This window comes from Massilia phyllostachyos (genome assembly GCF_021044825.1).
Lineage (GTDB): Bacteria > Pseudomonadota > Gammaproteobacteria > Burkholderiales > Burkholderiaceae_D > Telluria > Telluria phyllostachyos.
In genome coordinates this window covers 399321-418116 of sequence record NZ_JAJNOC010000002.1, presented here as the reverse complement: position 1 = coordinate 418116, position 18796 = coordinate 399321, and the positions used below count along the sequence as shown (strand labels likewise).

Genomic DNA, 18796 nt, shown 5'->3' with positions numbered 1-18796 from the left:
GGACTTGTAAGCGTTTGTAAATACCGTCAACCCGGTGTTTTCCTGCCGCGTTGATGGCTCAGTAGCACGGGAACGTCCCAGCTACTACTTAACCTGAAGAGGAAACGCTATGCGCAAAATCGTCGCTACCCTGATCGCCGGCCTGTTCGCAGCCTCCGCGTTTGCACAGACCGCCGATACCAAGGCCGATGCGAAAGCCACCGAAAAGGTCGCCAAGGCCGACGCCAAGCAGGAGAAGAAAGCCGCCAAGGCGGATGCCAAGGTAGCCAAGGCCCAGGCCGAGGCCAAGGAAGACGTCGCCGAAGCCAAGGCCGATGCCGCCAAGGACAAGGCCAAGGCGAAGAAGGACGCGGCCGAGAAGAAAGCCGAAGCCAAGGCCGACAAGGCGGAAGCCAAGGCCGACGGCATGACCACCGCCAACGCCCACAAATAAACGCCGCCAGGCCCCCATATACCAAAAAGACAGGGCAAGTCCCTGTCTTTTTTCATTGGGCGACTACAATGCGATGGTTGCTTTCTCCATACCCGTGAGCCGCCATGCATAGAATCGTCTTCCTCGACCGCGACAGCCTGCAAGCCCGCCTGCGCGACCTGCCCTTCCCGCACGACTGGGTCAACTACGCCGGCACCCGCGAGGACGAAGTGGTGGCGCGTTTGCAGGGCGCGACTGTCGCCGTCAGCAACAAGGTGCCGCTGCGCGCCGCGGCGTTGGAGCAGCTGCCGGACCTGAAGATGGTGGCGATCGCCGCCACCGGCACCGACAACGTCGATCTCGAGGCTTGCCGCGCGCGCGGCATCGTGGTGTCGAATATCCGCGACTACTCGGTGGTCTCGGTCCCCGAGCACACCTTCGCCCTGATCCTCGCGCTGCGCCGCAACCTGCGCGCGTACATGGCCGACGTCGAGGCCGGCCGCTGGGAACGCTCGAGCCGCTTCTGCCTGCTCGACCATCCGATCGGCGACCTGGCGGGAGAGCGCCTCGGCATCGTCGGCTACGGCGCGCTGGGGCGCAAGGTGGCGCAGCTCGGGCGCGCCTTCGGCATGGAAGTGGTGGCCAGCACCCGCTCGCCGCTCGCCGACGGCGACGCGACCCGCCTGCCGCTGGACGAGCTGCTGGCGACCTCCAGCGTCGTCAGCCTGCACCTGCCGCTGACGCCGGATACCCGGCATATGCTGGGGGCGCGCGAACTCGGCCTGATGAAGCTGGGCGCCATCCTGATCAATACCGCACGCGGCGGCCTGGTCGACGAGGCGGCGCTGGCCGATGTGCTGGCCACCGGGGCGATCGCAGCCGGCTTCGACGTGCTGAGCAAGGAGCCGCCGGCGCCCGACAACCCGCTGCTCGGCCTGCGCCTGCCGAACTTCATCCTGACCCCGCACGTGGCCTGGGCCAGCGGCGGCGCGATGCAGACCCTGGCGGATATGCTGGTCGATAATATCGCAGCCTGGGCGGCCGGACAGCCGCGCAACGTCGTCGTCTGAGCCGCGCTCATGCGGCCGCGGCCTGGGTGTCCGGCGCGCGCAGCGGCAGCTCCAGGATGAAGGCCGTGCCTTGCCCGGTGCGGCTCTCGACCCGCACCGTCCCGCCCAGCAGGGTGGTGACGATATTCCACGTGATGTTCAAACCAAGGCCGGTGCCGCCCTGCCCCATGCGGGTGGTGAAGAAGGGGTCGAAGATGCGCGCCTGGTGTTCCTCGGGGATGCCGCGGCCGTCGTCGCGGAACACGATGCGCACCATCCCGCCCTCGAGCAGCGCCGCCTCCAGCAGCATCGACCCGCCCGCCGTCTCGTAGGCGTGCAGCAGCGCGTTGTTCACGAAGTTGATCAATACCTGGCCGAGCGGGCCGGGGAAGCTGTCCATGACGATCCCGCCCGGCACCGCCAACTGGAGCCGGTGGCCGGCCAGGCGCACCTTGTTCATCATGGTCGCCGCGATTTCCTGGCAGGCCTGGGACAGCTCGAAGCGGCGGCGCTGGGCACTGGCCTGGTCGACCGAGACCTGGCGGAAGCTGCTCACCAGTTCGGCGGCGTTGTGCAGGCTGCGCTGGATCAGGCTGGTCGCCTCGAGCGACGCCGCCACATAGTCGGCCAGTTCCGAGCGGCGCAGGTTGGCGGCGTCGAAGCGCGCCGCGACTTCGCCGGTCCGTTCCTGCAGGGTGCTGGCCATCAGGAGGCTGTTGCCGATCGGTGTGTTGAGTTCGTGGGCCACGCCGGCCACCAGCGAGCCGAGCGAGGCCAGCTTTTCCTGGGCCGCGAGCTGGGCCTGGGTATCCTTCAGCTGGCGGTAGGCGGCCGCGTTGTCGATCGCCACGCCGACGTAGGCCGCCAGGGTCTCCAGCATGTCGAGGTGGACCTGGCCGTAGGCCTGCGGCGCGCGGCTCTGCACGCTCAAGGCGCCGAGCACGCGCGCGCCCACCATCACCGGCACCAGCAGCAGCGAGCGCGGATGCATGCCGGCGCGCGCCGCGCAGGGCAAGGCCGACGCCAGGGCGCTGGACGACTTGACCTGCAGCTGGGCCGGCAGGGTGCGCGCCAGGTCGCTCTCCAGCACTTCGCGGCCATGCGCGATCGACCAGGAGGCCAGGTGCGCCTGCGGGTCTTCCGCGACCTCGAACCGTTCGACCAGTGCGCCGTCGACCACCGCGTGCACGTATTCCACGGTGCCGTGTTCCGGCCGGCGCAGCACCGCCGCGAACAGGCTGGCATCCATCAGCGCCGCCACGTGGCCGTACAGGGTGCGCATGATGGCGTCGGTGTCGAGGTTCGCGGTCAGGGTGCGGCCGATGTCGGACAGCTGCGCGATGTTGCGGTGCGCCTGCTCCACCACCTCCTTCTGCTCCTCGACTTCCTGCTTGCGCCGCTCGGCCGACTCCTTCTGGCGGCGCAGTTCATCGGTGCGGGCGTCGACTTCGCGCGCCAGCAGTTCCTTCTGCCCGATTAGCGCGCGGATGCGCAGCCGGTAGCCGGCCGTGAACAGGGCCGCGAGCAGCAGCAGCGCCGCCAGGCGGAACCACCAGGTCTTCCAGAACGGCGGCGCGATCGTGATGCGCAGCGTGGCCGCATCCGGACTCCACACGCCGTCCTTGTTGGCGGCGCGCACCCGGAATATGTAGGCGCCGGGGTCGAGGTTGGTGTAGGTGGCGAAGCGCCGGCGCGCATCGGCTTCGACCCAGCCGCTGTCGAAGCCGTCGAGCTGGTAGGCGTAGCGGTTGGCGTCGGGATCGGCGTAATGCAGGGCCGCGAATTCGAAGGTGAAGACGGCGTCCTTCCACGACAGGTCGAGCTGGGGCCGTTCGTGCAGGTCGGGGATGCCGCGCGAGCGGTTCAGCACCAGGAAATCGGTGATCGCCACCTTGGGCGGGAAGGGATTGTCGCGCACCGCGTCCGGCTGGAACGAGGTCATGCCCTTCACGCCGCCGAAATACAGCTCGCCGTCGGCGGCGCGCAGGCCGGCCCCGACGAAATAGGCGCCGTCCACCAGCCCGTCCTTGGCGCTGTAGTTCTTGGCCTGGCCGCTGGCCGGGTCGAGCCGGGTGATGCCGGCGGTGGTGCTGGCCCACAGGATGCCCTGGCGGTCTTCCAGCACCGCGCCGATCGCCAGCGCTTCGCGCGCGCGGTTGAAGGGGTAGTAGCGAAAGCGCGCGGCGCCATCCTTGTCTTCCATCCGGTGCAGGCCGCCGGCGGTGCCGACCCACAGCTCGCCGCGCGCCGACTCCATCAGGTAATACACGCGGCTGTGGCGCAGGCCGGCCGGGTTGGCGCCCTCGTGGCGGTAGCGGGTGAAGACGCCCGTGGCCGGGTCGTAGCGTTCCAGGCCGTTCTCGGTGCCGATCCAGACGATGCCGCGGCGGTCTTCCAGCACCGCGAAGCAGTAGTTTTCGCCCAGCGTCGCCGGGTTGCCGGACTCGTGGCGCCAGCTGCGCACCGCCGTCGCCCCGGGCGCCAGCGCGGCCAGGCCGCCGCGGGTGGCGATCCACAGCGTGCCGCTGCGGCCGGCGTGGATCGCCTGGACGTAGCTCGCGCCCGGCGCGGCGCCGAGCGGCACCGTGTTGAAGCCGCCGGCGGCGTCGCGCCAGAGCAGGCCGGTCGGGGTGCCGATCCAGGTGCGCCCGCGCGCCACCGCCAGCGCGGTCACCAGGTCGCCCGGCCCCTTCTTGTCGGGGAAGCGCTCGATGCGCCAGCCCGGCCGCTCGACGCGCAGCAGGCCGTCGCCGGTGGTGCCGATCCACAGCGCGCCGCCCGGCTCCTCGACGATGGCGCGCACCTTGGCGCGCGCCAGGCCCTCGGCGCCGGCATAGCGCACGAAGCCGCCGCTGGCCAGGTCGGTGCGGCTCACGCCGCCGTACTGGGCGCCGGCCCACAGGGTGCCGGTGCGGTCGACCAGCACCGCACTGACCTGGTTGTCGGCCAGCGTGTGCTGGTCGGCGGGGTCGTTGCGGTAGGTGAGGAAGCGCCCGTTGGACGGGTCGAGCCACTTCAGGCCATCCTGGTCGGTGCCGACCCACAGCGTGCCGCCGCCGTCGTGGTAGAGGGAGAGCACGCGCACCTCGCCGATGCCCTCTTCCTCGCCCAGGCGCCGGCGCTCGGGCGCGCCCTGGCCCAGGCGCCAGGCTTCGAGGCCGGCGGCGGTGCCGATCCAGAGCGTATCGCGCGGGCCCATCGACAGCGACAGCACGGTGTTGCGCTGCGGGTCGTGGGCGTGGACCACGTGGTGCTCGAAGCGGGCGGCGCCGGGCGCCAGGCGGTCCAGGCCGGCCCCGGTGCCGATCCACAGGTTGCCCTTGCCGTCCAGGGCCAGGGCGTTGACGCGGTCGTCGCCCAGGCTCTGCGGGTCGTTCGGGTCGTGGCGGTAGGCGCGCACCCGGCCGCTGTCGGGGTCGACGTGCAGCAGGCCGTCGCCGGTGGCCAGCCACAGGCCGCCGCCCGGCGCGGGCACGATCGCCAGCACGCTGCGGTTGCCGGCGCGCCGGCTCGCCTCGTCGGGCGCGGCGTAGCGCAGGAACTTGCCGCTGGCGCCGTCGAAACGCGCCAGGCCGCCCTTGGTGCCGAACCACAGGCGGCCCTGGGCGTCCTCGTAGGACGCGTTCACATAGTTGTCGGGGATGCTGTCGGGGTTGTCCGGGTCGTTGCGCCAGGTGGTGATGCGGTAGCCATCGTAGCGGTTCAGGCCGGCCTGGGTGCCGAACCACATGAAGCCGCGCCGGTCCTGCAGGATGCTCAGCACCGATTGCTGCGACAGGCCTTGCTCCACCGACAGGCGTTCGAAGCGCAGGGTGCGCGGAGCGGCGTGGGTGGGGGCGCACCAGATCGAGAAGAGCATCAGGAGCGCCAGGAGCGCGGCGGCCGGGGCGGATCGGGGGCCCGTATACAAGGCGGACATAGTGGTTCCAGCTGGATCGACCCGCGTAATCTACCAGAGCTTGTTTGCCTATGGAAAAAATTGAGGCTTACGAAAATGGAATCGCGCTGCTATAATGCGTGCATCGGGCGGCTGTAGCTCAGCTGGATAGAGTACTTGGCTACGAACCAAGGGGTCGTGGGTTCGATTCCTGCCAGCCGCACCAAGAATATGAGGGACCAGATTGCAAGATCTGGTCCCTTTTTTCATCCTGGGTACATGGTGAAATGACCACATAACGATGAGGCTTTGCCAACACACAAAGCCCTGCTATAATGCGCGCATCGGGCGGCTGTAGCTCAGCTGGATAGAGTACTTGGCTACGAACCAAGGGGTCGTGGGTTCGATTCCTGCCAGCCGCACCAAGAATATGAGGGACCAGATTGAAAGATCTGGTCCCTTTTTTCGTTGTGGGCCCTCCATGAAATACCCATGTAACAATGAGGCTTTGCCAACAAGCGAAGCCCTGCTATAATGGGTCCATCGGGCGGCTGTAGCTCAGCTGGATAGAGTACTTGGCTACGAACCAAGGGGTCGTGGGTTCGATTCCTGCCAGCCGCACCAAGAATATGAGGGATCAGATTGAAAAATCTGGTCCCTTTTTTCGTTGCGGACCGGTTTTTCAGTCCCCGCCACACGTTGACCGGCCCGTGGAAATGCGTGCATGTTCACGCCAAGCATTCTGCTACGATCGACTCATCCCTTTCATGAGAACCGTTCCCCGCATGAAAAGCGCTGCTGTCCTCATTCTGATCCTCCTCGCCGGCAACGCCTCCGCCTGCCCTCTCTCGAAAGCCGTCATCGACCGCTACGGCATCAGCGACGGTGGCATCCTGTCCCCGCCTCCCCGGACAACCGCGAACGCCGCCCCCTCTTTCCTCCAGTTCACCCTAACTGATTCAGCCCTGACCAGCGACGGATTCCGCAACACGCTGTTCGTCGACCGCCAAGCCGGGCGCGCCTGGCTGCGCCGCACCGGCGGATTCGGCCGCGTGCGCGAATGGTACGGCCCGATCGACGTCGACGCCCATTCCCTCGACGGCTGCCGCGACGATGCCGAGCTGCGCCGCGCCGAGCAGGCCGCGATGGCAAGGGAAGTCGCCGAGTCCGCCACCCGAAGAAATGCCACACCACGCATACCCTGAGGTGTTTGCCAATTCGCCAGGTGCTGCTATAATGCGTGCCTCGGGCGGCTGTAGCTCAGCTGGATAGAGTACTTGGCTACGAACCAAGGGGTCGTGGGTTCGATTCCTGCCAGCCGCACCAACTTCTTCAAGAAAATGGCTCAGAAGCGATTCTGGGCCATTTTTCTTTCTATCGTCGGAAAGCATAACGGTGCATTCCGATTCCACCTTCCCCTCTCGGCCCGCAACTGCAGTCATCCCGCCGCGAACATCCGCACCGGCTTTGGCAAACTCGGCAAAAGCGCTCATCTCTCATCCATATCCCGCCTCCGTTCTTTAAAACGGACTTAAGTCGCGCGGCCTCTGCGCCGGAGTCGCCCTTCTCTTTTTGTAGGATTACGCTGACGCATTTTGAGCAAGCCCAGCATTCTTTTCTGCTCAACAACCCACGAAACCGTCCTTCTCCTATGAAGAGCGCTTGGTTCGCATGTTTGACCGGAAATGTCTTGACTGCTGGAACAAGCACCAGATCTTGCCTGTCCAATCAGGGTTCCGCGTGCTTTTACATGCTGTTTTGTTAGCATGAAGTTCCCCGATACTTGAAACCCAGGCTGCAGGACGCGGCTGATTCTATGCGAGGAAAGAAATGAAAAAATCTCTGATTGCTGCAATTGTGTTGGCTTCCGCTTCGTTCGGTTCTTCGGCCGTGATGGCCCAGGACGTGATCGGTAATTCGCCCCAGGCACTGAACCTGATCGACAACAGCGCCTTCTTCGGCGACACCTTCGAGGCGGACAACCAAGGGAACACCTTTGCTGACCGCTTCACCTTCACTGTCGATGGCGACATGGGCATGAACCTGGATGCGATCATCTCCTCGATCAGCCGCAGCGCCGACGAGGGCCTGGACATCACCGGTCTGGCCCTGTATGGCGAGGACGATACCCTGATCACCAACGGCACCTCGCTGATGAGCGGCGAGATGGATGTCTGGAGCATTTCTTCCGACAACCTGATGGCCGGTAACTACTACCTGCAAGTGAGCGGCACCCTGGTGTCGGACACCGGTGGCTCCTTCGGCGGCGCCGTGATGCTGGCGCCGGTTCCGGAACCGGAAACCTACGGCATGATGCTGGGCGGCCTTGGCGTCCTGGGCTTCCTGGCGCGTCGTCGCAAGGCCAAGCAAGCCTGAACAGCCTGAGGGAATCTTTGGGTCATCGGCGGAAGCGTGCAAACGCTTCCGCTTTTTTTCGTCCGGCGTCTCAGGTGCGCAGCTTCTTGATGATGCTGCGGTTGCCCAGGATTTCCTCGATCTGCTCGAAGCGCACCGGCTTGACCATGTGGTGGTCGAAGCCGGCCTCGAAGGCGAGCTGGCGGTCCTTTTCCTGGCCCCAGCCGGTCACCGCGATCAGGACCGTCATCGCCCCGGCCGGCAGGTTGCGGATCCCGCGCGCCAGGTCGTAGCCCGACATGTGCGGCAGGCCGATGTCGAGGAAGGCATAGTCCGGGCAGAAGCGCGCCGCCGCGGCCAGCGCGTCCGGGCCGTTGTGGGTGATCACCACGCTGTGGCCCATGGCCGTGAGCAACGCGCCGATGCTGTTGACGAAGTCGACGTTGTCGTCGGCCAGCAGGATGCGGTAGCTCTCGGTACTGATGAAGGCGGCCGGGGTCGGCTTGGCGATCGGCTCGGGGTCGACCACGATCGGCAGGCGCACCACGAAGCGGCTGCCCTGCCCCAGCCCTTCGCTGAAGGCCTGGATGGTGCCGCCATGCAGCTCGACCAGTTTGCGCGCCAGCGACAGTCCGACGCCCAGGCCGGCATTGCTGCGTTCCAGGGTCGAGTCGACCTGCACGAACATCTCGAACACCGAGTCCAGCATGTCCGGCGCCAGGCCGATGCCGGTGTCCGCCACTTCCATCACCAGGGTCTTGTCCTCGACCGTGGCCGACAGCGCCACGTGCCCGCCGCGGTTGGTGTACTTGGCCGCGTTGTTCAGCAGGTTCGACAGGATCTGCGCCAGCCGGGTCGCGTCGCCATGCAGGAACACCGGGCGGTCCGGCAAGTCGATCACCAGCTCGTGCCCGTGCAGCTCGATGTACGAGCGCACCACTTCCAGCGCGTCGTTGACCACGGCTTTCAGTTCCACCCGTCCCATCTTGATGGTGAACTTGCCGGTATTGATGCGCGAGACGTCGAGCAGGTCGTCGACCAGCCGCACCATCTGGCGCAGCTGGCGTTCCATGATGTCGGTGGCGCGCTGGGTCGCTTGCGCGTCGCCGCTGCGGATGCGCAGGATGTCCAGGCCGGTGCGGATCGGCGCCAGCGGATTGCGCAGCTCGTGCGCCAGCGTGGCCAGGAATTCGTCCTTGCGGCGGTCGGCGACAATGAGCGCCTGCTCGGCGCGCTCGCGGACGGTCATCTCGTGTTCCAGCGTGCGGTTGGCGGCCTGCAGCGCGTCCGAGCGGCGTCCGATCTCGGCCAGCATGTCGTTGAAGGCCTCGACCAGCACCCCGATCTCGCCCTTCTCCCGGCCCGGCACGCGCAGGGTGAAGTCGCGCCGCAGCATCACCTGGCGCGCCACGTTGGTCACCGCCTGCAGCGGCCGCGTGATCGAGGCCTGCAGGCGCGAGGCCACCAGCGCCGCGATCACCAGCGCGCCCAGCATCACCACGCCGAGGATGGCGCCGTAGCTGAGCACCCGGTCGAACAGGCCGTAGCGCGAGCGCAGGTAGACGGTGCCGAGCGGCTCGCCGTTCTCCACGATCGGACGGAACACCACCAGCTCGCCGCGCTCGATGCGGTGGCCGGCCGCTTCCGGCCGCGCCGGGAAGCCGGCGCCCTTGCCGTCGCGCGACCAGGTCGCGAAGCGCTGGCCGCTGTTGGTATAGATGGCGCCGGCCACGATCTGCGGGCGCACCCGCAACACGGCCAGGTTGCGCGCGGCGCTGGCGCTGTCGTTGAACGAGACCGCCGGGGCGGCGACGTCGGCGATGATGTCGGCCTGGGTGGCGAGGTCGTCGATCCAGACCCGCTGGGCCGAACGCGCATCCACCACCAGCATCGCGACGGCGGCGGTCACCAGCGCCACGATGGTGGTGGCGACGGCCATGAGAATCAGTTTGCTGCGGACCGAACCGGTATCGTGCATGCTCATCACGAACCTCCCTTCTGGACCCGGTTCGCCACGGTCAGCAGGCGCGAACTGAGTTTAACGTTCTTGCGATCGGCGGCGTCGAGCGAGACGTCGAAGCGCACGCGTTCGTCGATGATGCGGAAGTTGATCACGCTGCCCAGGCGCAGCCCGCCGTCGCACTCGGTGACGGTGAGGAAGGCGCCGGGCGCGGCGCGCAGCACGCGGGCCGCGCGCTCGTTGTCGCTGCCGGCCACGAACAGCAGGTGGGCCGCCGGCGGCGCCTCGTCGGCGCGCACCTGGCGCACCGTGATCGGGCGGCCGGCGACGGCGCGTCCGGCCGCGATGCGGGCCAGCTCGAGCGCCATGTCGTCCGAGCCGACCACCACGATCAGCAGCGGCGCGCCGGCGTCGCCGAAGGCGTTGGCGGGAAACTCGGCGTAGCCGAGGAATTTATACAGGAAGGCGGCCTTGACCCGGCGCTCGAGCGCCGGCGCATCCGCCGCCGAACCCGGGGCCGCGGTCGGCGCCGCGGCTGCGGCTCCAGCGGCGCCCGCCGCCAGCACCAGCGGCAGCGCGAGCGCCCGGCAAGCCAGGCGGCGCCTACGGTCGGGAAGAATTCTCGTCATGTTCTAATGATGGTTTCAGAAGCGCAGCGAAGCGCTGGCGAACACACCGCGTTCGGCCAGTTGGCGCAGGCCCGCCGCCCCGAATTCGGGATGGCGCGCATGCAGCAGGTTGCGGCCCACGAGGGCCAGTTCCAGGTCCGGGCGGGCTTGCCAGGCCAGCCGGGCGTCCAGCTCATGATAGCCCGGCACCGCGGGCTGCGGCAGGCGCGCCACGCGCCGCAGCATCAGGTCGGCGCTCAGGCCGGGCCGGATATCGTGCGAGGAGCGCAGGCTCCAATAGCTGCGCGGGTCGTTGGTGGCCAGCCCGGCGCGCGCCGAGGCGTCCAGGCTGGACGGCGCCACGCCGGTATGGATCTCTTGCCAGACCCCGCCCGCCAGCAGGCGCCAGCCGCGCGCCGCCTGCCAGCTACCCCACAGCTCCAGCCCGCGCACCCGGCCGTGGCCGAGGTTGCGGAAGGTCGCCGGCAGGCCGGGGCGGGGCTCCAGCGTGCGCAGGCGCGCGTAGTCGCTGTAGAACACCGTGGCCGACCACGACAGGATGCTGGTGGGCTGGGCGCGCCAGCCGAGTTCGAACACCTTGGCGGTCTCCGACTCCATCTCCGGGCTTTCTTCGACCAGGTAGCGCTCGCCGTCCGCAACGGGGTCGGCCAGGCGCAGGTCGCGGTCGATGCGGGCCGGCGCGCGCACCGTGCGCGAGGCCGCCGCCCACAGCATGGCGCCGGGCGCCGCGTCCCAGGCCAGACGCAGGCTCGGCAGCGCTTCCATGCCGGTATAGTCATTGTGCTCCAGGCGCAGGCCGGCAGTCGCGCGCAGCGTCGGGGCCAGCGCGATCTCGTCCTGGGCGAACAGGTTGGTCCAGCGCAGGGTGCGCCGGGTCGGCGCGAACTGCAGCACCGGCCCGTTCCGGAAGCGGTCGCGCCCCTGGCGGTAGCCGCCGCCCCAGCTCAGCACATGGTGCTGGCCCAGGCGGGTGCCCAGCTGGGCCTCGAGGTCGATGGTGTCGAGGTGGTGGCGGCCGGCGCCGAACTGGTCGCGGCGCGACTGGTCGAACCAGGCCTGCAGCCGCAGGTAGGTAAGGTCGGACAGGCGCGTGTCGTAGCGCGCGCCCAGGTTCCCGCCCGAGAAATCGATGCGCGATTGGTAGCGCGACGCGCGCAGCGCGCCCTGGTAGGCGTCGCCGCTGACGCTCAAGGCGCCCGCGTCCTGCGCCCAGTCAAGGCTGAAGCCGGCCTGGCGCCGCGTGCTGCTGCCGCTGCCCATGGCGAAGGCGTCGCCGGCCGGCGCGTCGGCGTGGTCGCGCTTGGCCCAGGCGCGCAGCGCGGCGCCGTTCGGCAGGCGGGCGCCGTAGCGCGCCGTCACGCCCGCTTCGCGGTTGCCGGCATGGGCCTGCACCAGGCCGCCCTGGGTGTCGGCGGCGCTGCGGGTGATGATGTTGATGACGCCGTTGACGGCATTCGTGCCCCAGATCGTGCCGCCCGGGCCGCTGATGACCTCGATCCGCTCGACGTCCGGCAGCGCCACGTCGAGCGACTCCCAGAAAACGCCCGAGAACAGCGGCGAATACACGCTGCGGCCATCGACCAGCACCAGCAGCTTGTTGGCCAGCTGCGAGGAGAAGCCGCGCGCGCTGATGGCGTACTCGCGCCCGCCGGCGAGCGCCACCTGCAGGTTCGGCGCCAGGCGCAGCGCTTCCGGCAGCGAGGTCGCGCCGGAGCGCGCGATGTCGGCGCCGCTGATCACGTAGACGGAGGCGGGGGTGCTGGCCAGGCGTTCGGGCTGGCGCGATACCGAGGTGACCACGATGTCGGACAGCTGCTCCAGCGAATAGTCCGCCAGCGGATCGGGATCCTGCGCCTGTGTCTGCACCTGCCCGCGGGCAGCGTGCGACAGGAACAGCGCCGCACAAGCGCAGGCGAGCAGGGAAGGTTTTAACATAGTTGCCATCCTAGAACATTTTCCACCGCTCACCAAGCGTGCGCACGGATGAGTGCGCGGGCGTCGCGCCCGCGCGACGTGCAGCTTGACAAATGAAACTCATTAATATCCTTGATGACAGTCATTGCAAATATAAATTGGACGAATTTTCCGCATTGCAGCATCATGCTTCCTGTCTCCTCTATTCTCCTCCAAGGAAATAGATTCAGCCCGCTTCCCAGGAAGCGGGCTTTTTTTTGGGCTGTGTTCGCGATCGTTGGGTGAACCAAAACGCGTTGTCGAAGTCCTACGCATCGTCGAGTTAACTCATCTGGAGTGACGATGCAAGGCCCGCGCTTCGACGAATTGTTTGCTTTTCTGACCGCCGCGCCATTGTCCAGCGCCGATCTTGCCCGGCTGCGCGACTGGCTCGACAGCATCCGCGACCCGGCCGAATGCCTGGCGCTCATCGAAGCGGCCGCGGCAGGCCGGCCCTGTCCGCATTGTGCTTGCGCGCGCTTGCACCGCTCCGGCTTCGCCAGCGGCCTGCAGCGTTATCGCTGCCTGGGTTGTCGCCGCTCCTTTAACGCGCTGACCGGCACGCCGCTGGCCCGGCTGCGCAAGCGCGAGTGCTGGCTGCCATATATCAAGTGCTTGCTGGAATCACGCACCGTACGCGACGCGGCGCTCGTTACCGGCGTGCATCGCACGACGAGTTTTCGCTGGCGCCACCGATTCGCGCCGGGCGCCGCCCGGCACCGGCCCGCCACATTGACGGGCATCATAGAGGCCGACGAAACCTACAGACTGGAATCGCAGAAGGGTTCGCGCACCTTGTCGCGCCCGCCGCGCAAGCGTGGTGGCGCGGCCCGGCGGCGCGGCATCAACCGCGAGCACGATTGCCTGCTGGTGGCGCGTGACCGCATCGGCACGACGTTGGACTTTCATACCGGACGCGGTCCCGTGACCGCTGCGCAATTACATACCTGCCTGCAGTCGGTGCTGCCCGGCGACGGGCTGCTCATCAGCGATGGCGCTGCGGCCTATGTCCGGTTTGCCCTCGACGCCGGAATCATGCACGAATCCATCAACGTGCGGGCCGGGCGGCGCGCACGCGGTGCGATCCACATTCAGAACGTGAATGGCTGGCACAGCCGCTTCAAGAACTGGCTGGTGCGCTTCAAGGGCGTGGCCAGCCGCTACCTGGCGAACTATTCCGGGTGGCAGCGATTATTGGATGCGCACGCGTTGCGTACACCAGCGCAGTGGCTATGTGCTGCGGTACGACAAGTTCAGTGAAGGAGGCTGCAAATCCATAACTAACGCGAACACAGCCTTTTTTGCCCGTTTCCGGGGGATGCACACGCACGGAGCGAAAAGGCAACATTGTGGCGTTTGGTGTAGGATGACCGCCATCTTTTCCTTCCTACAACACCCTGCCCATGCCTGAACTCGTCCTGTCCCCGTGTTCCACCGCTTCCTACGACTGGTCCGCCAGCGTCCTGGGCGATCCTTCGGGCTGGCCGGCGCCCCTGCGCGTGGCCGCCGATCTGCTGCTGAATTCGCCGCTGCCCGGGCTGCTGGTGTGGGGGCGCGAGACGGTGCTGGTCTTTAACGAGGCGTATGCCGCCCTGGCCGGCCTCGGAGCCGGACGCACGCCGGGCGGTTCGGTGCCCTCGGTGCTGCCGCCGCCGCTGTCGAGCGCAGGCGCCGCCCTGCAGGGGGCCTGGAACGGGCAGCCGGCCGTGGTGAACGGCGCCGTGCCCGCGTTTCGCAGCGCGGAGGGACTGAACGAACACCGTTGCGACCTGTGGCTGACCCCGGTCTTCGACGGCGCGGCAGTCGCCGGCGTGATGGTCGCGCTGGCGCCACCCGCTCCCGAGCCCCTGGTGCTGGACGCGGCGCCGGAAGACGCCAGCCTGAGCATCCTGGTGGTCGAGGACAATCTCGATTCCCAGTACCTGGTGTGCGAGATGCTGAAGGCCTTCGGCCACGAGGCCGACGGCGTGGCGCATCCCAACGACGCGCTCGAGCTGCTCGCCGGCCGGCGCTACGACGTGCTGTTCTCGGACGTCAGCCTGCCCGGCATGTCCGGGGTCGACCTGGCGCGCCAGGCCGTCGGCAACCAGCCGGGACTGAAGGTGATCTTCGCCTCGGGCTACGGCGACAGCCTGCTGCGCCACCTCGAGTTCCCCTATCTGTCCCTGCAGAAGCCCTACGAACTGGACCAGCTCCAGGACGCCCTGGCCAAGGTGGCGCGCCTGCCCGCCCACGGCGCCTGAGACGCCAGGCCCACGCCTTGCTTCCTGCTGATGCGCCCTCTTCCCGCCGCGCTGGGCTACAATGGTCCGGCCCGGATCTCCGCTTGCCGCCGCCGTCCCGGCGCGGCGCGCTGCACCGGAGGCCAAGCCCGCCATGATGATTCCCACTGAACCCATCGGCAGCATCCCGCGCCCGCCCGAGCTGGTCGCCGCCGTGCGCGCCGGCGTCCAGGCGCGCGAGCTGGCGCCGCTGCTCGACGAGGCGGTGCGCGTCACCATCGCCGCCTTCGAGGCGACCGGCGCGCCGGTGGTGTGCGACGGCGAACAGGGCAAGCTGGAGAATTTCTGGAGCTATCCCGTGCACGGCGCGCCGAACGCGGCGCCGGACGGCTTCCGCATCCCCGCGCGCCTGTCGGACGCGGACGAGGCGCGCCACCGCATGCCGCGCCTCACACGCGGGCCCTTCCGCTACCAGTGCTATGCCGACAGCTTCCTGGCCGCGGCGCGCCGCCATGCGACCATGCCGCTCAAGCAGGCGGTGATCTCGCCCTCGGCGCTGTCGCTGATGTACCCCGTGGAGGGCATCCCCGGCTACTCGCGCGAGCAATTCCTGGACGACCTCGTGCGCGAACACGAGACCGAGATCCGCCAATGCCTGGAAGCCGGCGCGCACAAGGTGCAGGTCGATTTCGCCGAAGGCCCGCTGGCGATGCGCCTCGACCCCAGCGGCGCCCTGCTGGCCAGCTTCGTCCACCTGAACAACCTGGCGCTGCGGCGCTTCTCGAACGCCGAGCGGGCGCTGATCGGCCTGCACGTCTCGCCGCTCGGCATCCACCCGCCGGGCGGCCCAGGCCACGACGCCGGCGCCGGGTTCGACTACGCCGAGCTGCTGCCGGCGCTGTTCGAGATCCGCGCCGGCAGCGTCTACATCGCCCTGGCCGGCCAGCCGGAGCCAAGCCGCGTGCTGCGCATCGCGCGCGACTACGCGCGCCCCGACCAGCGCGTGTTCGTCGGCGTTACCAACCCCGCCGACACCCGGGTCGAAACCAGCCGCCAAGTGGCCGACCGGCTGCTGCTCGCCGCCGAATACCTGGGCGTCGATCGCCTGGGCAGCACCGACGACAGCGGCTTCGCGCCCTTCTACGACGACGTTCGCGTCAGCCGCGAGACCGCGTTCGCCAAGGTGCGCGCGCGGGTCGAGGGCACGGTTCTCGCAAGCAGCATCCTGGAGCAGGCCGCATGAGCGACGAACGCGAACTCGAGCTGATGCGCACCGCCGCCCTGCGCAACGCCCAGAGCGTGCTGGCCGCGCGCCAGCGCGCCGAGGAAGAGCTGATCGCGGCCCAGGACGCCCTGCGCCGCGCCAGCGAGCGCATGGAAAACATGCTCGAGAGCCTGTCCGACGGCTTCTGCGCGGTCGACCGCGACTGGCGCATCACCTACATCAACGGGCGCGCCCTGCAGATGATCGCCCCGCTCGACAAGAGCCGCTCGGGCCTGGTGGGACGCAATCTGTGGGACGAATTCGAGGACCTGCACGGCACCTCGGTGGCCCAGGACTGCCTGCGCGCGATGCAGCAGCGCGAAACCGTGGTGCGCGATTTCTACTACCGCCGCCTGGGCTGCTGGCTCGAGATGCGCCTGCATCCTTCTCCCGACGGGCTGACCCTCTACTTCCAGGACATCACCCAGAGAAAGCTCGACCAGCAGGCCCTGGTCGAAAACAACACCCGCCTGCAGGTGGCGCTGGCGGCCGGCCGCCTGGGCGACTGGCGCTGGGACGCGGCCACCGACCGCGTGCTGCTGGGCGCGCGCGCCGCCGCCATCCTCGGCCTGCCGGCCGATACCCCGCTGCCCTGGCCGCAGCTGCGCGCGCGCCTGCAGCCCGAGCACCGCCTGCAGGTGCGGCGCGCCGTGCTGAAAGCCTTCAAGGCGCGCGCCGACCTGAACATCGAATGCAGGATTGCGCCGGACGACGCGCCCCAGGGCGAGCCGCGCTGGGTGGCCCTGGTGGGCCGCCCGGACTACGCCGGCGCCCAGGACCAGCTGGCCGGCATGACCGGCGTGGTGCAGGACATCAGCGGCAGGAAAAGCGCCGAGGACACCCTGCGCCAGAGCGAGGAGCTGCTGCGCGCGCTGGCCAACACCATCCCGCAGCTGGCCTGGATGGCCGGCAGCGACGGCGCCATCGTCTGGTTCAACGACCGCTGGTACGCCTATACCGGCCGCACGCCCGAACAGAGCGTGGGCTGGGAATGGCAGGACGCGGTGGCGCCGGACGCGCTGCCGCACCTGAGCCTGCGCTGGCGCGAAACCATCCAGCGCGGCGAGCCGTTCGAGATGGAATTCCCGCTGCGCGGCGCCGACTGCCAGTACCGCTGGTACCTGACCCGGGTCAGCGCGGTGCGCGACCGTCACGGCCGGGTGCAGCGCTGGTTCGGCACGAATACCGACGTCGACACCGTGAAACGCACCGAGCAGGCGCTACGCGACGAATCCGCCGTGCTCGAACTGCTCAACAGCACCGGCAGCATCCTGGCCTCGACCCGCGACCTGCGCTCGCTGCTGTGCGCCGCCACCGAGGCGGCGCTGGGCGTGAGCGGCGCGCGCTACGGCGCCTTCTACCACGTGGCGCAGGATGGCGACGGCACCCTGTTCTCGACCGCGGCCGGGGCCGAGGCCAAGGCGCAGTTCACCCAACTGTCCCTCGCCGAGGCCAGCCGGCGCTTCGGCGCCGCGCTGCACGGCCGGCGCCTGCTGCGCGCGGCCGACATGCTCGAGGAACCGTCGCTGGCCGATTGCGCGCTGCCCTTCGGGCCGGCCGCCAGCTTCATGGCGGTGCCGGTGCTGGCGCCGTCCGGCGAGCTGCTCGGCGCCATGCTGTTCGGGCATCCGGACGCCGGCGTGTTCAGCGAACGCAGCGAGCGCATCGTCACCGGCATTGCGGCCCAGGCCGCGATCGCGGTCGACAATGCGCGCCTGTACGAAGCCACCGCGCGCGCCGCCGAGGAGCGCAAGGTGCTGCTCGAGAACGAGCGCGAGGCGCGCGCCGAGGCCGAGCGCAGCAGCCAGATGAAGGACGAATTCCTGGCCACCCTGTCGCACGAACTGCGCACGCCGCTGTCGGCGATCCTCGGCTGGTCGCAGGTGCTGCGCCGGGGCAGCCGCGACGGCGCCGACCTGCAGCGCGGCCTGCAGACCATCGAACGCAACGCGCGCGCCCAGGCCCAGCTGATTGAAGACCTGCTCGACATGAGCCGCATCACCTCGGGTAAGGTGCTGCTCGACATGCAGACCCTGAATCCGGCCTCCTTCATCGACGCCGCCATCGAGACCGTGCGCCCGGCCGCCGACGCCAAGCACATCGCGATCGAGAAGCGCTACGACGCGCGCGCCGGGGGTCTCCTGGTGGCGGGCGACAGCGGCCGCCTGCAGCAGGTGATCTGGAACCTGCTGTCGAACGCGATCAAGTTCACCGCGCGCGAAGGCATGGTGGCGGTCGAGATCGAGCTGCGCGAAAGCGAAGGCGCGGATACGGTCGCGATCACGGTGCGCGACAACGGCGCCGGCATCCGGCCCGAATTCATCACCCACGTGTTCGAGCGCTTCCGCCAGGAAGACGCCTCGATGACGCGCCGCCACGGCGGCCTCGGGCTGGGCCTGTCGATCGTCAAGCACCTGGTCGAGCAGCATGGCGGCACGGTGCGCGCGGAAAGCGCGGGCGAAGGCCAGGGCGCGAGCTTCACGATCGAGCTGCCGCGCGCCCAGGCGCTGCCGGCCAGCCGCCCGGAACGCGCCGCCGCGTCCGCCAACCCGGGCGCGCCGGAGGGTGCGGACGCCGCCGCGCGCGACCTGTCGGGCCTGACGGTGCTGGTGGTCGACGATACGCGCGACGGCCGCGAGCTGATTGCGCGTATCCTGACCGACTGCCATGCCCGGGTGCGGGTCGCGGCCAGCGCGCGCGAAGCCTTCGAGGCCCTGCGCAGCCACCGGCCCGATGTCTTGATCAGCGACCTGGGCATGCCGGAATTCGACGGTTTCGAGCTGATCGGCTGGGTGCGCGCCCTGCCGCGCGACGCCGGCGGCCAGCTGCCGGCGATCGCGCTGACCGCCTTTGCCCGTCCGGAAGACCGGCTGAAAGCGCTGGAAGCCGGCTTTTCGACCCATATTTCGAAGCCTGTGGAGCCAGGAGAATTGATTGCGGCGGTGGCCTCGGTGGCCCGGCCGCCAGCGCCGCCAACGACCGTTTCCGGTCCTTGACGCTCCTACCCGGACACGCGGCGCTGTCCTACAAGAAATTTTGTAGTCTTTGCTAGACTTAGAAAAGTTGGGATACGCC

The 18796-nt window shown here is 68.6% G+C and carries 12 protein-coding genes and 4 tRNA genes; 12 read left to right on the top strand and 4 right to left on the bottom strand.

Annotated features, from left to right (window positions below; all coding sequences use genetic code 11):
• The first annotated feature begins 109 nt into the window (after window positions 1–109).
• A complete protein-coding gene (locus LQ564_RS08850) occupies window positions 110–433 on the top strand; it encodes a hypothetical protein (protein ID WP_231057735.1) in 324 nt (107 codons plus the stop codon).
• Window positions 434–537: 104 nt separating this feature from the next.
• A complete protein-coding gene (locus tag LQ564_RS08845) occupies window positions 538–1482 on the top strand; it encodes a D-2-hydroxyacid dehydrogenase (protein WP_231057734.1) in 945 nt (314 codons plus the stop codon).
• A gap of 7 nt (window positions 1483–1489) precedes the next feature.
• On the opposite strand, the gene LQ564_RS08840 is transcribed toward LQ564_RS08845, so the two are convergent.
• Complete coding sequence (locus tag LQ564_RS08840; RefSeq protein WP_231057733.1) at window positions 1490–5380, bottom strand: two-component regulator propeller domain-containing protein; 3891 nt, start codon at window positions 5378–5380, stop codon at window positions 1490–1492.
• A 107-nt stretch (window positions 5381–5487) separates the two neighbouring features.
• Here LQ564_RS08840 and LQ564_RS08835 point away from each other — a divergent pair.
• The 6 genes from LQ564_RS08835 to LQ564_RS08810 all read left to right on the top strand — a co-directional run bounded on the left by LQ564_RS08835 (window position 5488) and on the right by LQ564_RS08810 (window position 7714).
• Window positions 5488–5564, top strand: a tRNA-Arg gene (locus LQ564_RS08835).
• A 122-nt stretch (window positions 5565–5686) separates the two neighbouring features.
• A tRNA-Arg gene (locus LQ564_RS08830) sits at window positions 5687–5763 on the top strand.
• 122 nt (window positions 5764–5885) lie between these two features.
• Window positions 5886–5962, top strand: a tRNA-Arg gene (locus tag LQ564_RS08825).
• A 161-nt stretch (window positions 5963–6123) separates the two neighbouring features.
• Window positions 6124–6543, top strand: coding sequence for a hypothetical protein (locus tag LQ564_RS08820; RefSeq protein ID WP_231057732.1), 420 nt, complete (start codon window positions 6124–6126; stop codon window positions 6541–6543).
• 44 nt (window positions 6544–6587) lie between these two features.
• Window positions 6588–6664: transfer RNA gene (locus LQ564_RS08815), tRNA-Arg, on the top strand.
• 504 nt (window positions 6665–7168) lie between these two features.
• Complete coding sequence (locus tag LQ564_RS08810; protein WP_231057731.1) at window positions 7169–7714, top strand: FxDxF family PEP-CTERM protein; 546 nt, start codon at window positions 7169–7171, stop codon at window positions 7712–7714.
• A gap of 70 nt (window positions 7715–7784) precedes the next feature.
• Here LQ564_RS08810 and LQ564_RS08805 read toward each other — a convergent pair whose 3' ends face one another.
• From LQ564_RS08805 to LQ564_RS08795, 3 genes are read right to left on the bottom strand one after another with little or no spacing between them, the layout of a single operon-like run.
• Window positions 7785–9677, bottom strand: coding sequence for a sensor histidine kinase, YfiR-like protein-associated (locus LQ564_RS08805; protein ID WP_231057730.1), 1893 nt, complete (start codon window positions 9675–9677; stop codon window positions 7785–7787).
• Window positions 9677–10282: a TOL_0243 family YfiR-like periplasmic protein gene (locus tag LQ564_RS08800; protein WP_231057729.1), complete on the bottom strand. Its 606-nt coding sequence runs from the start codon at window positions 10280–10282 to the stop codon at window positions 9677–9679. The genes LQ564_RS08805 and LQ564_RS08800 overlap by 1 nt, the downstream gene beginning before the upstream one ends.
• Window positions 10283–10297: 15 nt before the next feature.
• A complete protein-coding gene (locus LQ564_RS08795) occupies window positions 10298–12217 on the bottom strand; it encodes a TOL_0244 family TonB-dependent receptor (RefSeq protein WP_231057728.1) in 1920 nt (639 codons plus the stop codon).
• A gap of 321 nt (window positions 12218–12538) precedes the next feature.
• On the opposite strand from LQ564_RS08795, the gene LQ564_RS08790 reads away from it, so the two are divergent.
• The 4 genes from LQ564_RS08790 (at window position 12539) to LQ564_RS08775 (ending at window position 18717) form a co-directional block, all read left to right on the top strand.
• Window positions 12539–13495 carry an IS1595 family transposase gene (locus LQ564_RS08790; RefSeq protein WP_231057727.1) on the top strand — a complete coding sequence of 319 codons (957 nt, stop codon included), beginning with the start codon at window positions 12539–12541 and terminating at the stop codon, window positions 13493–13495.
• A 143-nt stretch (window positions 13496–13638) separates the two neighbouring features.
• Window positions 13639–14478, top strand: coding sequence for a response regulator (locus tag LQ564_RS08785; RefSeq protein ID WP_231057726.1), 840 nt, complete (start codon window positions 13639–13641; stop codon window positions 14476–14478).
• 133 nt (window positions 14479–14611) lie between these two features.
• Window positions 14612–15700 (top strand): uroporphyrinogen decarboxylase/cobalamine-independent methonine synthase family protein, encoded by a 1089-nt coding sequence (locus LQ564_RS08780; RefSeq protein ID WP_231057725.1) that lies wholly within the window; start codon window positions 14612–14614, stop codon window positions 15698–15700.
• Window positions 15697–18717, top strand: a complete 3021-nt coding sequence (locus LQ564_RS08775) for a hybrid sensor histidine kinase/response regulator (RefSeq protein ID WP_231057724.1) — start codon at window positions 15697–15699, stop codon at window positions 18715–18717. The genes LQ564_RS08780 and LQ564_RS08775 overlap by 4 nt, the downstream gene beginning before the upstream one ends.
• Window positions 18718–18796 lie beyond the last annotated feature (79 nt).

What these genes read in the sequence shown, in the direction of transcription:
- LQ564_RS08850 (WP_231057735.1), top strand. Translation starts at nt 110, where the DNA reads ATGCGCAAAATCGTCGCTACCCTGATCGCCGGCCTGTTCGCAGCCTCC.
- LQ564_RS08845 (WP_231057734.1), top strand. Translation starts at nt 538, where the DNA reads ATGCATAGAATCGTCTTCCTCGACCGCGACAGCCTGCAAGCCCGCCTG.
- LQ564_RS08840 (WP_231057733.1), bottom strand. Translation starts at nt 5,380, where the DNA reads ATGTCCGCCTTGTATACGGGCCCCCGATCCGCCCCGGCCGCCGCGCTC.
- LQ564_RS08820 (WP_231057732.1), top strand. Translation starts at nt 6,124, where the DNA reads ATGAAAAGCGCTGCTGTCCTCATTCTGATCCTCCTCGCCGGCAACGCC.
- LQ564_RS08810 (WP_231057731.1), top strand. Translation starts at nt 7,169, where the DNA reads ATGAAAAAATCTCTGATTGCTGCAATTGTGTTGGCTTCCGCTTCGTTC.
- LQ564_RS08805 (WP_231057730.1), bottom strand. Translation starts at nt 9,677, where the DNA reads ATGAGCATGCACGATACCGGTTCGGTCCGCAGCAAACTGATTCTCATG.
- LQ564_RS08800 (WP_231057729.1), bottom strand. Translation starts at nt 10,282, where the DNA reads ATGACGAGAATTCTTCCCGACCGTAGGCGCCGCCTGGCTTGCCGGGCG.
- LQ564_RS08795 (WP_231057728.1), bottom strand. Translation starts at nt 12,217, where the DNA reads ATGTTAAAACCTTCCCTGCTCGCCTGCGCTTGTGCGGCGCTGTTCCTG.
- LQ564_RS08790 (WP_231057727.1), top strand. Translation starts at nt 12,539, where the DNA reads ATGCAAGGCCCGCGCTTCGACGAATTGTTTGCTTTTCTGACCGCCGCG.
- LQ564_RS08785 (WP_231057726.1), top strand. Translation starts at nt 13,639, where the DNA reads ATGCCTGAACTCGTCCTGTCCCCGTGTTCCACCGCTTCCTACGACTGG.
- LQ564_RS08780 (WP_231057725.1), top strand. Translation starts at nt 14,612, where the DNA reads ATGATGATTCCCACTGAACCCATCGGCAGCATCCCGCGCCCGCCCGAG.
- LQ564_RS08775 (WP_231057724.1), top strand. Translation starts at nt 15,697, where the DNA reads ATGAGCGACGAACGCGAACTCGAGCTGATGCGCACCGCCGCCCTGCGC.